We start from the raw sequence: 14,772 nt of genomic DNA, 5'->3' as shown, positions 1-14,772 counted from the left end.
GCGAATCCGTAGCTAAGGGGGACAGCATCCAGACCCGGCGAGGGCCTCAAGGGTTTCGCCGGGACTTGACGGGTTGGGCTATGATACGGGTTTACCTTTGCCCGGCCTACCCTGGCCGTGCGTCTGCCCAGTTAAGGATCCCATGAGCAAGCCGACTTCCGACTCGTCCACCGCCGCCAAAGCCGCCCCCGCGCATTTCCTGCGGCAGATCGTCCAGGCTGACCTGGACGCCGGCAAGCAGGCCAAGATCGTCACCCGTTTCCCGCCCGAGCCCAACGGCTACCTGCACATCGGTCATGCCAAGTCGATCTGCGTGAACTTCGGCCTGGCCAAGGAATTCGGCGGCGACTGTCATCTGCGCTTCGACGACACCAACCCGGCCAAGGAAGACCAGGAATACATCGACGCCATCAAGAGCGACGTGCACTGGCTGGGCTTCGACTGGGCCGGCGAGGTGCGCTACGCCTCCGCCTACTTCGACCAGCTCTACGCCTGGGCCGTCAACCTGATCGAGCAGGGTCTGGCCTATGTCTGCGACCTCACCCCCGAGCAGGCCCGCGAATACCGTGGCAGCCTCACCGAGCCGGGTCGCAACAGTCCTTTCCGCGACCGTTCGGTGGCCGAGAACCTGGACCTCTTCGCCCGCATGAAGGCCGGCGAATTCAAGGACGGCGAAAAGGTGCTGCGCGCCAAGATCGACATGGCCTCGCCCAACATGAACCTGCGCGATCCCATCCTCTATCGCATCCGCCACGCCCATCACCACCAGACAGGCGATGCCTGGTGCATCTATCCGAGCTATGACTTCACCCATGGCCAGTCCGATGCCCTGGAAGGCGTGACCCACTCCATCTGCACCCTGGAGTTCGAGGACCATCGCCCGCTGTACGAATGGTTCCTGGCCAAGCTGCCGGTGCCGGCCCAGCCACGCCAGTACGAATTCGCCCGCCTCAACCTGAACTACACCGTCACCAGCAAGCGCAAGCTCAAGCAGCTGGTGGACGAAGGCCACGTACACGGCTGGGACGATCCGCGCATGTCGACCCTGTCGGGCTATCGCCGTCGCGGCTACACCCCGGCCGCCATCCGCAACTTCTGCGAGATGATCGGTGTGACCCGCTCCAACGGCGTGGTCGACGTGGCCATGCTGGAATTCGCCATCCGCGAGGACCTGGACCAGAACGCCCCGCGCGCCATGTGCGTGCTCAAGCCGCTCAAGGTGGTGATCACCAACTACCTCGAGGGCCAGGTCGAGAATCTGGAACTGGCGCGCCATCCCAAGCAGGATCTGGGTGTGCGCCAGCTGCCCTTTACCCGCGAGCTGTACATCGACCAGGGTGACTACGAAGAGAATCCGCCCAAGGGCTACAAGCGCCTTGAGCCGGGTGGCGAGGTGCGCCTGCGCGGCAGCTACGTAATCCGCGCCGACGAAGCCATCAAGGACGCCGACGGCACCGTCGTCGAACTGCGCTGCAGTTACGACCCGGACACCCTCGGCAAGAATCCCGAGGGCCGCAAGGTCAAGGGCGTGATCCACTGGGTGCCGGCCGAGGGCAGCGTGGAGTGCGAGGTGCGCCTCTACGATCGTCTGTTCCGTTCGGCGCAGCCGGAGAAGAGCGAAGAGGGCGGCAGCTTCCTCGACAACATCAACCCCGACTCCCTGGTGGTGCTCCAGGGCTGCCGCGCCGAGCCGTCGCTGGCTCAGGCCCGGCCGGAAGACCGCTTCCAGTTCGAGCGCGAGGGCTACTTCTGCGTCGATCCCAGGGATTCGGCGCCCGGCAAGCCGGTGTTCAACCGCACCGTGACCCTGCGCGATTCCTGGGGGCAATGATGGCGCTGCACCTCTACAACACCCTGACCAAGACCAAGGAAGCCTTTACGCCGCTGGTGCCGGGGCAGGTGCGGATGTACGTCTGCGGCATGACCGTCTACGACTATTGCCACCTGGGCCATGGTCGCAGCATGGTGGCCTTCGACGTCATCACCCGCTGGTTGCGTCATAGCGGCTACGACCTGACCTACGTGCGCAACATCACCGACATCGACGACAAGATCATCAATCGCGCCAACGCCAACGGTGAGCCGTTCACCGACCTGGTGGCGCGGATGATCGAGGCGATGCACGAGGACGAGGCGCGGCTGAATATCCGCAAGCCCGATCAGGAGCCGCGCGCCACCGAGCACATCGACGGCATGCACGCCATGATCCAGACACTGATCGACAAGGGCTACGCCTATGCCGCGGGCAATGGCGACGTCTACTACCGGGTCAATCGCTTCGCCGGCTACGGCAAGCTGTCGCGGCGGCGCATCGAGGACCTGCGCATCGGTGCCCGCATCGAGCCGGGCGAAGCCAAGGAAGATCCGCTGGACTTCGTGCTGTGGAAGGCCGCCAAGCCGGGCGAGCCGAGCTGGCCGTCGCCCTGGGGCGCCGGGCGGCCGGGCTGGCATATCGAGTGCTCGGTAATGTCCACCTGCTGCCTGGGCGAGACCTTCGACATCCACGGCGGCGGCAACGACCTGGAATTCCCGCACCACGAGAACGAGATCGCCCAGAGCGAGGCGGCCACCGGCAAGACCTACGCCAACGCCTGGCTGCATTGCGGGATGATCACCATCAATGGCGAGAAGATGTCCAAGTCGCTGGGCAACTTCTTCACCCTGCGCGAGGTGCTGGAAAAGTACCACCCCGAGGTGGTGCGCTACCTGCTGATCGCCAGTCACTACCGCAGTCCGATCAACTACTCGGAAGACAACCTGCGCGAGGCCAAGGGTGCTCTGGAGCGCTTCTACCACTCGCTCAAGGGCCTGCCCCAGGCGCCGGCGCAGGGCGGCGAAAGCTATGCCGAGCGCTTCGCCCAGTGCATGGACGACGACTTCAACACCGCCGGTGCCTGCGGCGTGCTGTTCGAGCTGGCCCGCGAGATCAACCGCCTGCGCGAGAGCGATCCTGCCGCGGCTGCTGGCCTGGCCGGGCGGCTGCGCGAACTGGGTGATGTACTCGGCGTGCTGCAACTGGAGCCGGAAGCCTTCCTGCGCGCCGACGCGGCGGGGCGGGTGGATGCGGCCGAGGTCGAGGCCCTGATCCAGGCGCGCCTGAGCGCGCGCGCGGAAAAGAACTGGGCGGAATCCGACCGCATCCGCGATCAGCTCACCGCTCTCGGTGTGGTGCTGGAAGACGGCAAGGGCGGCACCACCTGGCGCCTGGTGGAATAGGTCTGCGATCAGCTGGATGACGGTTCTGCGTCATCCAGCTGATCTGGCCTGGTCCACCGTCCCATCCCCGGAAAACGCTGCGCGGTTTTCCGGACTACGGAGTGCGTCGTAGGATGGACAACGGCGAAGCCTTGTCCATCGCTCCAAACCTCAGGGCTTTTTGCGCGGCTTGCCCAAACCGGGCGACTTACGTACCGACTTGACCTTCGGCTTGCCGTCTTCCACCCAGCGACCCAGGGGTTTGTCCGACACCGGCGCGCCCACCTTGGGCTTCTTCGGCTTCTTGGGTTTCTTCACGACCAGGCCGTTGGGTCGGGTTTCCGGGACCCGGTGATCGGGGATGAAGTCCGGTTCGTCGCGGCGCTGCAGGACCTGGCCGATCAGCGTCTCGATCGCGGCTAACTGCTCCACTTCATCCGCGCAGACCAGCGACACGGCCTGGCCCTGGTTGCCGGCACGCCCGGTCCGGCCGATGCGGTGGACATAGTCCTCGGCGACGATGGGCAGGTCCAGGTTGACCACCAGCGGCAGGTCCTGGATGTCCAGGCCACGCGCAGCCACGTCGGTGGCCACCAGGATGTCGGCCTCGCCGGCCTTGAAGCGCGCGAGGGCGCGCAGCCGCGCGGGCTGGGGCTTGTCGCCATGGATGGATTCCGCGGTCAGACCTTCGGCCTGCAGCGCCTCCACCAGTTGCTCCACACCCTTGCGGGTCTTGGCGAACACCAGCACCTGGCCGTGGCGACCGCTGCGATGGAGGTGCAGGAAGAGTTCGGTCTTGCGCTTCTTGTCGACCGGCACCACCCACTGCTTGACCGTGACGGCAGCGGTGTTGCGCGGACTCACGTCGATCGTCTGGGGATCGCGCAGCACGGGCGCGGCCAGCTGGCGCACGGCGTCGGAGAAGGTCGCCGAGAACAGCAGGGTCTGGCGCTTGCGCGGCAGCATGACGAACAACTCGCCCAGCTGCCGCGAAAAGCTCAGGTCGAGCATGCGATCGGCTTCGTCCAGCACCAGCAGCTGCACCTGGTCGAAGCGTACGGCGTTCTGGCTGAACAGGTCGAGCAGGCGCCCGGGGGTCGCCACCAGCACGTCCACGCCCTTGCGCAGCTTCATCATCTGCGGATTGATGCTGACGCCGCCATAGGCCACCGCGGTGCGCAGCGGCAGGTGCTGGGCGTAGTCGCGCAGACTGGCATGGACCTGTTCGGCCAGCTCGCGGGTGGGGGTGAGGATCAGCGCACGGATATGGTTGGGCGCCACCGCCGGGCCTTCCTGCACCAGTCGCTGCAGGAGCGGCAGGCCGAAGGCGCCGGTCTTGCCGGTGCCGGTCTGGGCGGCGGCCAGCAGGTCGCGACCGGCCAGCACCGCCGGGATGGCCTGGCGCTGGATCGGGGTAGGGGAGCTGTGCTCCAGGGCGCTGAGCGCCTGCAGCAGCGGATCTATGAGGCCGAGGTCGGCAAAGGTCATGACGGGCCCGCAAGGCGACGAAAAGGGAGCGAATTCTAGGCCGACTGTGACGCGTGCTCAAACTTTGTAGCCAAGCGGCGGCTGCAGGCGGAATCCCGGCACGGCATAGTGGTCAGTTCCGTGGCTACAGGAGACCCCATGAGCGCTACCCCTACCTTGCCCCCGGTCCTGGCCGGCCCGCTGCTGCGGCGCACCGAGGCCTCACGGTTGCTGCTCTGGCTGGTGACCACCACGGCCGAGGTGCCTGTCCCACGGCTATGGCAGGGCGCGGTCGAACTCGGGGCTCAGGCCGAGGTGCGGTGCCTGCGCCTGGGCGAGTACGCCTATCTGCAACTGATCGACGTCCGGCCCGCCGTCGTGTTGCCGGTCGACGCCTTCATCCAGTACGACGTCCGGCTGGCCGGCGGCGGGATCCGCGACTGGGCGCCACACCTGCTCTCCGCCGAGGGCGAGCTGCCACGCTTCGTGCTGCGCGCGCGTTTCGATCACCTGCTCCATGGCTCCTGCCGCAAGCCTCATCATGCCTCGGCCGATGGCCTGATCGCGGTGGATCGCCTGCTGCAGGCCTGCACGGCCCCCGCGGAGCGGCCCGCGGCCCTGCTGCTCACCGGCGATCAGGTCTATGCCGACGATGTCGCGGGTCCGATGCTGCTGGCGGTGCAGGCACTGATCCGCCGCCTCGGCCTCCATGGCGAGGGTCTCGAAGGCGCGGTGGTGGCGGACAGCGACGCGCTGATGGCCCATCCGGCCAACCTCTATCACCGCGAAGACCTGCTGCCGGCCTTCAAGGCCAACCGGGCGCTACGCGAGAAATTCTTCGGCGGAGTGGAAAAGCCGATCTTCACCTCCACCAATGCGCACAATCACCTGGTGACGCTGAGCGAGGTGCTGGCGCTCTATCTGCTCTGCTGGTCGCCGACACCCTGGAGCCTGATCGAGGTGCCGCCGCCGGCACTGGACGCCAAGGACAGTGAGCGTTACGCCGCCGAATCGCGCTGCATCGACGGCTTCGTCGCGACCCTGCCCCAGGCGGCACGGGCCCTGGCCTGGGTACCGACGCTGATGATCTTCGACGACCACGACGTCACCGATGACTGGAATCTGTCCGCCCGTTGGGAGGAGACCGCCTACGGCCACCCCTTTTCCCGGCGTATCCTCGGCAATGCGCTGCTCGCCTATCTGCTCTGCCAGGCCTGGGGCAATGCGCCTGAGTCGGTGGCCGAGCCGCTGGCAGCTACGGCCCGTCTGCTGGAAACGGCGGGAGACGATGGCACGCTGAATTGCCCGGTGCAGAACACCTGCATCGATGATCTGCTGCGCTTCCAGGGTTGGCATTATGTGCTCAAGACCGATCCGCCGCTGATCGTGCTGGACACCCGCACCCGCCGCTGGCGCAGCGAAAGACGCCTGGAGCATCCGTCGGGCCTGATGGACTGGGAAGCCCTCTGCGAATTGCAGCAGGATCTGCTGGACCATCCCTCGGCGGTGATCGTCTCGGCCGCGCCCATGTTCGGCGTCAAGCTGATCGAGGCGGTGCAGCGTATCTTCACCTGGTTCGGCCAGCCGCTGATGGTGGATGCCGAGAACTGGATGGCCCATCCCGGTGCGGCCAAGACCATGCTCAACATCTTTCGCCACCGGCGTACCCCGGGCAACTACGTGGTGCTCTCCGGCGACGTGCACTATTCCTTCGTCTACGACATCCGCATCCGTGACCGACGGGGCGAGCCGCGGCTCTGGCAGATCACCAGCAGCGGCATCAAGAACGAATTTCCGCCGCGCCTGCTGGCGACCCTGGACCGGCTCAATCGCTGGCTCTATGCGCCCTGGTCGCCGCTCAACGGCTTCACCAAGCGTCGCCGCTGGGCGCTGCAGCCACGCCTGCCCGATCGCCGCGAGGCCGGCGAGCGGCTGTGGAACGGCGCCGGTATCGGCCAGGTGCTGCTGGACGAGGAAGGGCGGCCGGCGGTGATCCGCCAGCACAATGCCGATGGCTCGCCGGCCACCGAGTTCGTCGAACGCCCGGCCTGAGGTCAGCGCGGCCGCTTGCTAGGTTCTCGAGGGGGACAGGCGCCTGATCAGCCAGGTCGAGATCCAGTACACCGGCTCCAGCACCAGAAAACCCAGCAGGATACCGCCCAGCCGCGCCATGCCTGCCACCGGGTCGATATAGTCATGGTGGTCAGGCACCATCACCACCAGAAACGCCAGCGCGAACTGCATGCCGAGATAGCCGATACCGAGCGGGCCGTTCTCGAGGTGTCTGCCGATCAGTACGCCGAGCGCGACGCCCGCCAGCGTCAGCCAGAGACTTTCCTGGCTAACCAGCAGCAGAATGGCCGCCAGGCCGCCGCCGAGCAGGCAACCGAGCATTCGATGCAGCAGCCTTCTGGAGACTGCCTTGCCGGCGCTGCTCAGGCCGTCGAAGGGAACGACCATGACCGCCAGGATGGTGATGGCGGCCTGGCTGATGTCCACCGCGATCTTCCCCGTCGCGCCCAGCGCCAGCAGGGCCAGGGCCAGACCGCCCTGCAGCGCATGGCGCAATGCCAAGGGTTGCCAGACACCCAGGGTTCGCGGCGCTGAGGCTACCGTGGTCGGTACCCTGGGCCAAAGGCGGGCACGGACGCCGTAGGTGGAAAGCGCGCTCACCAGTACGCAGGCCGAGGTGCCGAGCGCCACTTCCAACAGACGGGACAGGGCGTATTGCTCGAGCTGAGCGGGTGCCTGGAGGCTTGCCAGGACCACCATGGCGTAGGTGAGGCCGCCCAGCAACCAGGCGTAGCCATAGCGGCCCACCAGGGTCAGATAGAGGGTGATGCTGCCCACGGTGCCCAGCAGTCCAGCCTGCTCGTAGGGGTTCAGCTGCAGGTGGCGCAGGACGAGCAGGGCACCTGCGGCGCCGATACAGGTACCCAGCACTCGCAGGCAGCCGCGTGCGCAGCTGTCGCGGACATCTGACCTCATCACGATATAGCCGCTGAAAGCCGCCCAACCGACATGCTGAACCCCGGCCAAATGGCCGAGCAGGATCGCCAGCAAGACCGAGGTCAGGGTTTCCAGTTCGTCGACCAGGCGGCCACGGTCGCGGCCGAACTGGCGGAGATCTCCCGCCAGATCGCGCAACAACTGCCTGAATTCCGACAACGCCTGGGAAGGTGGCATGGATCCATGATGATCGCCGTGGTCGCTGCCTATGCTACCGCGCCCGGTCGCCGTCTGGCATCACCGGGGCCGGCCGCGAGCGGTAGAGCGGCATCGCGCCGGGACTGCTCAGGCCGATCTGCCACCAGCGGCCAGCCAGCGCAGCACACCCTGTCCCGCCGCCCGGCCGCTGGCAAAGCAGGCCGTGAGCAGATAGCCGCCGGTGGGTGCTTCCCAGTCGAGCATCTCGCCGGCACAGAAGACGCCAGGCAATTGCCGCAGCATCAGGCCCTCGTCCAATGCTTCCAGGGGCACGCCGCCTGCGCTGCTGATGGCTTCCGCCAGGGGGCGCGGTCTGACCACGGTGAGCGGCAGGGCCTTGCAGGCCTGAGCCAGCCGAGCCATGTCCTGGAACGTTTCCGCCGGGGCCAGCTCGCGAAGCAGGGCGGCGCGGGCACCGTCGATCCCGGCGTGACGCCGCAGATGATTGGCGAGGGACTGGCTGCCGCGCGGCTTGGCGAGTGCCCGGCCGAGTTCGGCGAGGTCGCGCTGGGGGGCCAGATCCAGGGTCAGGGTTGCCTGGCCGTCGCCTTCGATGGCCGAGCGGATCTCGGCGGACAGCGCATAGACCAGACTGCCTTCGATGCCGGTCTCGGTAAGGACGAATTCGCCCTGGCGCGGCGGTTGGCCGGACAGCGCCAGGGCGGCCGGCTTGACTGGCGCGCCGGCATGGCGGGTCCTGAGGAAGTCACTCCAGCCGGCCACCTCGAAGCCACAGTTGGCCGGTTCCAGCGGTCGCAGTGTGACGCCACGTTCGGCCAGCAAGGTCTGCCAGGCACCGTCCGAGCCCAGGCGCGGCCAACTGCCGCCGCCCAATGCCAGCACACAGGCCTGGGGCCGCAAGAGGCGCTCGCCTTCCGGGGTCGCCAGGCGCAGCCGACCCTCGGCGTCCCAGCCCAGCCAGCGGCTGCGGGTGTGGATGCGTACGCCCTGATCGCGCAGGCGATGCAGCCAGGCGCGCAGCAGCGGCGCGGCCCTCATGTCGGCGGGAAACACTCGCCCCGAGGTGCCGACGAAGGTCTCGATGCCGAGGTCATGGATCCAGGCACGTAGGGCATCTCTGTCGAAGCTATCGAGCCAGAGACCGACGCCGCTTTCGCGTTCGCGATAGCGCCGGCGAAAGGCGGCCTGTTCCTCGGCATGGGTGATATTCATGCCGCCCACACCGGCCAGCAGGAACTTGCGGCCCACGGAGGGCATGGCGTCGAAGAGGTCTACGGGGATGCCGGCAGCGGCCAAGGTCTCGGCCGCCATCAGCCCGGCGGGGCCACCCCCGATGACAGCGACGGCAGGGGTGGCGGGGGAGAGAGACATGGCGGCATCCAGGAGCTACGGAAAGCCGCCATTGTACGCGAGGTGCTGGGCTCTTAGACCACGCCAGCCTGACCCAGGGGCGTCGCCAGGGGTTCTTCCAGTCGCTCCGGAATCAGGGGCTCCGTGCGTCCCGGCGTCAGGATCACCTTGCGGCAGTCCTCCTGCTTCTTGTCGAAGATCTTGTAGCCCTCGACCGCCTGCTCCAGGGACATCCGGTGGGTGATGATGGCCTCCGGCGCCAGGTCGCCGCGCTCGATGTGTTCCAGCAGTTCCGGCAGATAGCGCTGTACGTGGGTCTGGCCCATCTTGAAGGTCAGGCCCTTGTCGAAGGCGTCGCCGAACAGGAAGCCATGGATGAAGCCGGCATAGACGCCCGGGACACTCACGGTGCCACCACGGCGTACCGCGGCGATGCACTGACGCAGGGCCTTGCCACTGCTGCCTTCCAGTTTGAGGTTGGCAAGAATGGTCTCGGTGGTGCTGCCCTTGGCCTCGAAGCCTACCGCATCGACCACACCGTCGACGCCGCGCTTGCCGGGCGTCTGCTCGATGATGGTCGCGGCCGGGTCATCGTCTTCGTCGAAGTTGATCGGGATGACGCCATAGGTCTGCTGGGCATAGGCCAGGCGATAGGGGTGGTGATCGACCATGAAGATGCGCTCGGCACCCAGCATCCGCGCGCAGGCCGCGGACAGCAGGCCGACCGGCCCGGCGCCGTAGATGGCGATGCTGGAGCCCTGACCGATGCCGGTGTTGAGCACCGCCTGCCAGGCGGTGGGCAGGATGTCGGAAAGGAACAGCACCTTCTCGTCGGCCAGGGTACCGGGCACCTTGAAGGGCCCGGTGTTGGCCTTGGGTACGCGCACGTACTCCGCCTGGCCGCCCGGTACGCCACCGTAGAGATGGCTGAAGCCGAACAGGGCCGCGCCCGGTGGGATCTGCTTCTTGTTGAGAATGGCGCCGCGGCCGGTATTGGTGGTTTCGCAGGCGGCGTAGAGATCCTGGTTGCAGAAGAAGCAGCTGCCGCAGGCGATGACGAAGGGAATCACCACCCGGTCGCCTTTCTGCACGGCGGTCACTGCCGGACCGGTTTCCTCGACGACACCCATGAATTCGTGGCCGAAGATATCACCGTGCTCAACGGTGGGAATCTTGCCGCGATAGAGGTGCAGGTCCGAGCCGCAGATGGCTGTGGCGGTCACCCGCAGGACGATGTCGTCGGCATCCTGGATGGTCGGATCAGGCACGGTATCGACGCGGACATCGTGGGCACCGTGGTAGGTCAAGGCTCGCATGGCGGTCTCCGTAGGGCGGTAAGCACCTAGGATTGAGGCCACCGCCAGCCGAGCGGTTCCGCGGCCTCGGACCGGTGGTATGGCACCTTGATAGCGACCGATCGCGGCTTTTCGCCGCCAGTGCCCAGTCTAGAGCCGGGCAGGCGCAGCGGCGTCAGCGGTTGCGGATATAGACGGCCTTGCCCGCGCTGCGATCGGCAGGGTCGCGTTCCTGGACCTCGAAACGATCGCCATGGGCCTTGACCAGACCGCTGAACTTGCGATGCCCATAGAGGCGGGCATCGAAATCCGGACGCACCTTGCCCAGGTTGGTGCCGACCAGGCCCAGATTGGCCCAGCCGCCTTCGTCGGAGGCATCTTCCACCGCCTGTTCAATGAGCTTGAGGATGGTGCTCAGCTTGGGCTTGCCGCGATTGGTGGTGGCCGGCTTGTCGGTGGTACTGCTGGCTTCCCGCGGCTCTTCGCGCGGCTTGGATCTGAGGATCTCGGTGTAGATGAATCTGTCGCAGGCCGAGACGAAGGGGTCCGGGGTCTTTTCTTCGCCGAAGCCATAGACCGTCAGCCCTTCCTCGCGCAGCCGCGCCGCCAGGCGGGTGAAGTCGCTGTCGCTGGAAACCAGACAGAAACCGTCGAAGCGGCGGGTGTAGAGCAGATCCATGGCGTCGATGATCAGGGCGCTGTCGGTGGCGTTCTTGCCCTTCGTATAACCGAATTGCTGCACCGGCTGGATGGAGTGGTCGAGCAGCACCTTTTTCCAGCTGTTGAGTTGCGGCTGGGTCCAGTCGCCATAGATGCGCTTGACGCTGGCCACACCGAAGCGGGCGATCTCGGCCATGAGACCGTCGACGATGGCAGCTGGTGCGTTGTCGGCATCGATCAGTACAGCCAGGCGCGCCTGGCTGGATTCAGAGGTCTTGACTGTCTTGCTCATGAAAACTCCTGTTCAGGTCAGGCCCAGTTCCTGCCAGACCTGGGTCGCGGTGTGATGGAGAATGCCGTGCCGGCGGGCCAGGGCCTGGCGATCGGCGGAATAGCCGCCACCGATGACTCCCACGACCGGTATATCCGCCGCCAGGCAGCGCCGCAAGACGAAACCGTCCCGGGCGGCGAGACCGGCATCGGTGAGATCCAGATAGCCTAGGGCGTCATCGCGGTGGACGTCGACGCCGGCGTCGTAGAGCACCACGTCGGGTTGATGAAGGGGCAGCAGGTAGCCCAGGGCCTCGTCGAGAACCTGAAGATAGCCGGCGTCGTCCAGGCCGCGGGGCAGGGGGATATCCCAGTCGCTTTGCGCCTTGCGCGCCGGATAGTTGGTGGCGCAGTGCAGCGAGACGGTGACGGCGTCCGGCACCTCGGCGAGGATGCGTGCGGTGCCATCACCCTGGTGGACGTCGCAGTCCAGGATCAGCACCCGCCCGGCGCGCCCACTTTCCAGCAGCGACAGCGCCAAGATCGCCAGGTCGTTGAAGATGCAGAAGCCGGCTGGATAGTCGTGGTGCGCATGATGGGTACCCCCGGCGAGGTGACAGGCCAGGCCATGGCGCAGCGCCAGCTCCAGGGTGAGCAGGGAGCCGCCCACGGCGCGGATGGTGCGGCGCACCAGGGCTTCGCTCCAGGGCAGGCCCAGCTGGCGCTGCAGCGGCGGCGCCAGCTCGCCAGCCTGGAAGGCGCGGATGTAGGCGGGCGCATGGGCCAGCGCCAGCACCTCGTCCGGGCAGAGCTCGGGCCGCTGCCAGTTGTCCGTGCCGAGAATGCCGCTGGCGCTCAGGTGCTCGTGCAGCAGGCGGAATTTCTCCATCGGAAAGCGATGGCCCGCGGGGAAGGGCGGACTGTAGTCCTCGTGGTAGACCAGTGGCAGGCGCGTGCTCAAAACACCAGGAGCTCCAGGATGAACCAGAGGATGCCGGTGCAGAAACCCAGTGCCAGAAGGAACAGCAGACCATCGCGGGCGATCAGCGACAGGGCGAAGGAGGTCAATGCCAGTCCCGCCGTGGTGTTGGCGAAGGGCACCAGATCCAGCACCGGCATGGTCGCGGCGATCAGGATGCAGAGCAGGGCAGTGACGAAGTGCGCCGGGCGCGAGGTGAGCACCCGCAGTCGCGACTTGACCACCTTGTCCACCCAGCGCGCCGGCCGCTGCAGCAGCCGCAGCGACTTGCGCAGCTTGCCGCGCGAAACCGAGCGCTGCAGCACCCAGCGCGGCAGCCAGAAATGATCCCGGCCAAGCAGCAGCTGGCCACTCACCAGCATCACGAAGACGGCAATGGCGGTAGCGATACCGGGAATGCCGGTCAGCGGCGAGATCGCCAGTACCCCCGGCAGGAGAATCATGGGGCCGAAGGAGCGGCTGCCGATGGCATCGATCAGGTGCCGCACCGAGACCTGGTTCGGGCTGTTACCCACCCGCTCTAGGCAGGCCAGAAAGCTCTGGAGGTCTACCGGGCCATCCTGCCCGGCATCGCAGCTGGCGGGCTCGTGCTCCAGGGCCTCGTCCTTCATGGCTGGCCGCTGTCCAGCATGCGACGGATCCAGCGGGTCAGGTCCTGGCGGCCATAGGGCTTGTTGAGAATCGGAAAGCGTTCGCCGTTGCCTTCCTCGAGTTCCAGCGCGTTGTTGGCGTAACCCGTGGTCAGCAGGATGCGCAACTCGGGCTGCCGCCGCTGGGCCTCCTTGGCCAGCATCACGCCATTCATGCCGCCCGGCATGATGAGATCGCTGAACAACAGATCGACGGCGGGCTCGCGAGCGAGGATGTCCAGCGCCTGCTGGCCATTGTGGGCGACCAGCACCTGGTAGCCGGTCTCCTCCAGGATGGCCTGGGCCAGCGCCGCCACGTCCGGTCGGTCATCCACCACCAGGATGGTCTCGGAGCCACCGCCGTCTTCGTGCGGGGTCGGCAGGGGTGCCGGATGCTCACGCGCCTCCTCTTCGGAAACCGGGAAGTAGAGACGCACCGAGGTGCCTATGCCGACTTCGGAATAGAGCCTGACCAGGCCGCCCGACTGCTTGAGAAAGCCATAGACCATGGACAGGCCCAGGCCGCTGCCCTGGCCTTCGTCGCGGGTGGTGAAGAAGGGGTCCAGGGCGCGCCCGAGCACGTCGGTGGACATGCCGCTGCCGGTGTCGGTCAGGGCGATGCAGACATAATGCCCCTGGGCCAGACCGCCGTGGGCCAGGTCCTGGCCATTGACCTCGACGTTGAGGGTTTCCAGGGTCAGGGTGCCGGCGCCTCGCTCCTGCATGGCCAGGCGGGCGTTGTCGACGATATTGAGCAGCGCCGTTTCCAGCTGGATCGGATCGAGGCGGCAATTCCACAGCGCCGGTGCTGGTCGGAAGATGAAGCGGAAGGGCTCACCCAGCGCCTGGGTCAGGCGCCCCTGGCGGGCATTGATGAGCTTGTTCAGGTCCACCGCGCGCCCGGTCAGGCGTTGCTTGCGAGCAAAGGCCAGCAGCTGCTGGGTCAGGGTCGCCGCTCGATTCACTGCGTCGCGGGTGTTGTCGACATGGCGCTTGGCCTTGTCCTTGTCCAGTTCCGGACGGTCCAGGTTGATCCTCAGGATATCCAGGTAGCCGACCATCACCTGCAGCAGGTTGTTGAAGTCATGGGCGATTCCACCGGTGAGTTGGCCCAGGGCTTCCATCTTCTGCGCCTGGCGCAGGGCGTCCTCGGCATCGCGCCGACGGGAGACATCCAGCTGCGAGGCGAAGTAGTAGCGCAGGTGCCCCTCGTGATCGAACACCGGCGAAATGAACAGCGCGTTCCAAAAGGTCGAGCCGTCCTTGCGGTAGTTGAGCAGCTCAATGTCGCAATCGCGTTGCTCGCGTACGGCATTGCGGATTTCGGCGATGTGCTCCGGACGGGTGTCAGGCCCTTGCAGGAAGCGGCAATTGCGCCCCATCACCTCGTCCAGGGCATAGCCGGTGGTACGCAGGAAGGACTCGTTGGCGAAGATGATCGGATTATCCGGCTGATGTGGATCCGTCACGATCATCGGCATCCGGGTCTTCTTCACGGCGGCGAAGAAGATGTCGTCGTGTCCGAGGCCCTTGCCCAGCTCTGCGATCTGCGCTGCGGAAGGGTGGGGAGACGAAGCGTTGGCGGTTTCGGTCATGGAAAGGAAGCCTGCGAGCGGACAGCGATACCTTCATTGTGACCGCTTATACGGCCACAAGCTCCACCAGTTATCGTCATACGATGAGCAATGTGTCTGGAAGCACGGCGAACGCACAGGATTTGACCGGTTTTGCGTATGATGATCGCTCTCTGTCAAGGAAC

11 protein-coding genes are annotated in these 14,772 nt (G+C 66.3%); 3 read left to right on the top strand and 8 right to left on the bottom strand.

Features of this window, described 5'->3' with window-relative positions:
* The first annotated feature begins 142 nt into the window (after positions 1 to 142).
* Complete coding sequence (locus QE444_RS17360) at positions 143 to 1,831, top strand: glutamine--tRNA ligase/YqeY domain fusion protein (RefSeq protein ID WP_309740304.1); 1,689 nt, start codon at positions 143 to 145, stop codon at positions 1,829 to 1,831.
* On the top strand, positions 1,831 to 3,216 hold the full coding sequence (gene cysS, locus QE444_RS17355) for a cysteine--tRNA ligase (RefSeq protein WP_309740302.1): 1,386 nt from the start codon (positions 1,831 to 1,833) through the stop codon (positions 3,214 to 3,216). The genes QE444_RS17360 and cysS overlap by 1 nt, the downstream gene beginning before the upstream one ends.
* Positions 3,217 to 3,366: 150 nt before the next feature.
* On the opposite strand, the gene QE444_RS17350 is transcribed toward cysS, so the two are convergent.
* Complete coding sequence (locus tag QE444_RS17350; protein ID WP_309740297.1) at positions 3,367 to 4,683, bottom strand: DEAD/DEAH box helicase; 1,317 nt, start codon at positions 4,681 to 4,683, stop codon at positions 3,367 to 3,369.
* Positions 4,684 to 4,821: 138 nt separating this feature from the next.
* Here QE444_RS17350 and QE444_RS17345 point away from each other — a divergent pair, with 138 nt between their 5' ends.
* Positions 4,822 to 6,714, top strand: coding sequence for an alkaline phosphatase family protein (locus QE444_RS17345; RefSeq protein ID WP_309740294.1), 1,893 nt, complete (start codon positions 4,822 to 4,824; stop codon positions 6,712 to 6,714).
* Between the two features lie 18 nt (positions 6,715 to 6,732).
* On the opposite strand, the gene QE444_RS17340 is transcribed toward QE444_RS17345, so the two are convergent.
* The 7 genes from QE444_RS17340 to QE444_RS17310 form a co-directional block, all read right to left on the bottom strand.
* Positions 6,733 to 7,848: an FUSC family protein gene (locus QE444_RS17340; protein ID WP_309740293.1), complete on the bottom strand. Its 1,116-nt coding sequence runs from the start codon at positions 7,846 to 7,848 to the stop codon at positions 6,733 to 6,735.
* A 108-nt stretch (positions 7,849 to 7,956) separates the two neighbouring features.
* On the bottom strand, positions 7,957 to 9,201 hold the full coding sequence (locus QE444_RS17335) for a TIGR03862 family flavoprotein (RefSeq protein WP_309740291.1): 1,245 nt from the start codon (positions 9,199 to 9,201) through the stop codon (positions 7,957 to 7,959).
* A 53-nt stretch (positions 9,202 to 9,254) separates the two neighbouring features.
* Positions 9,255 to 10,496, bottom strand: a complete 1,242-nt coding sequence (locus tag QE444_RS17330) for a zinc-dependent alcohol dehydrogenase (RefSeq protein WP_309740289.1) — start codon at positions 10,494 to 10,496, stop codon at positions 9,255 to 9,257.
* A gap of 154 nt (positions 10,497 to 10,650) precedes the next feature.
* Positions 10,651 to 11,427 (bottom strand): NYN domain-containing protein, encoded by a 777-nt coding sequence (locus QE444_RS17325; RefSeq protein WP_158891225.1) that lies wholly within the window; start codon positions 11,425 to 11,427, stop codon positions 10,651 to 10,653.
* A 12-nt stretch (positions 11,428 to 11,439) separates the two neighbouring features.
* Complete coding sequence (locus tag QE444_RS17320; protein WP_187979707.1) at positions 11,440 to 12,366, bottom strand: histone deacetylase; 927 nt, start codon at positions 12,364 to 12,366, stop codon at positions 11,440 to 11,442.
* Positions 12,363 to 12,995, bottom strand: a complete 633-nt coding sequence (locus QE444_RS17315) for an exopolysaccharide biosynthesis protein (RefSeq protein WP_280306359.1) — start codon at positions 12,993 to 12,995, stop codon at positions 12,363 to 12,365. The genes QE444_RS17320 and QE444_RS17315 overlap by 4 nt, the downstream gene beginning before the upstream one ends.
* Positions 12,992 to 14,608, bottom strand: a complete 1,617-nt coding sequence (locus QE444_RS17310) for a histidine kinase famiy protein (protein ID WP_133861128.1) — start codon at positions 14,606 to 14,608, stop codon at positions 12,992 to 12,994. Before QE444_RS17310 ends, QE444_RS17315 begins: the two co-directional genes overlap by 4 nt.
* Between the last annotated feature and the right edge of the window lie 164 nt (positions 14,609 to 14,772).

This window comes from Pseudomonas sp. SORGH_AS_0199 (assembly GCF_031453735.1).
Lineage (GTDB): Bacteria > Pseudomonadota > Gammaproteobacteria > Pseudomonadales > Pseudomonadaceae > Chryseomonas > Chryseomonas aestiva.
Note: the sequence above shows the minus strand (reverse complement) of the source record. Positions and strands in the feature narration are given on the sequence as shown.

What these genes read in the sequence shown, in the direction of transcription:
- cysS (WP_309740302.1), top strand. Translation starts at nt 1,831, where the DNA reads ATGGCGCTGCACCTCTACAACACCCTGACCAAGACCAAGGAAGCCTTT.
- QE444_RS17330 (WP_309740289.1), bottom strand. Translation starts at nt 10,496, where the DNA reads ATGCGAGCCTTGACCTACCACGGTGCCCACGATGTCCGCGTCGATACC.
- QE444_RS17340 (WP_309740293.1), bottom strand. Translation starts at nt 7,848, where the DNA reads ATGCCACCTTCCCAGGCGTTGTCGGAATTCAGGCAGTTGTTGCGCGAT.
- QE444_RS17315 (WP_280306359.1), bottom strand. Translation starts at nt 12,995, where the DNA reads ATGAAGGACGAGGCCCTGGAGCACGAGCCCGCCAGCTGCGATGCCGGG.
- QE444_RS17310 (WP_133861128.1), bottom strand. Translation starts at nt 14,608, where the DNA reads ATGACCGAAACCGCCAACGCTTCGTCTCCCCACCCTTCCGCAGCGCAG.
- QE444_RS17350 (WP_309740297.1), bottom strand. Translation starts at nt 4,683, where the DNA reads ATGACCTTTGCCGACCTCGGCCTCATAGATCCGCTGCTGCAGGCGCTC.
- QE444_RS17345 (WP_309740294.1), top strand. Translation starts at nt 4,822, where the DNA reads ATGAGCGCTACCCCTACCTTGCCCCCGGTCCTGGCCGGCCCGCTGCTG.
- QE444_RS17325 (WP_158891225.1), bottom strand. Translation starts at nt 11,427, where the DNA reads ATGAGCAAGACAGTCAAGACCTCTGAATCCAGCCAGGCGCGCCTGGCT.
- QE444_RS17360 (WP_309740304.1), top strand. Translation starts at nt 143, where the DNA reads ATGAGCAAGCCGACTTCCGACTCGTCCACCGCCGCCAAAGCCGCCCCC.
- QE444_RS17335 (WP_309740291.1), bottom strand. Translation starts at nt 9,201, where the DNA reads ATGTCTCTCTCCCCCGCCACCCCTGCCGTCGCTGTCATCGGGGGTGGC.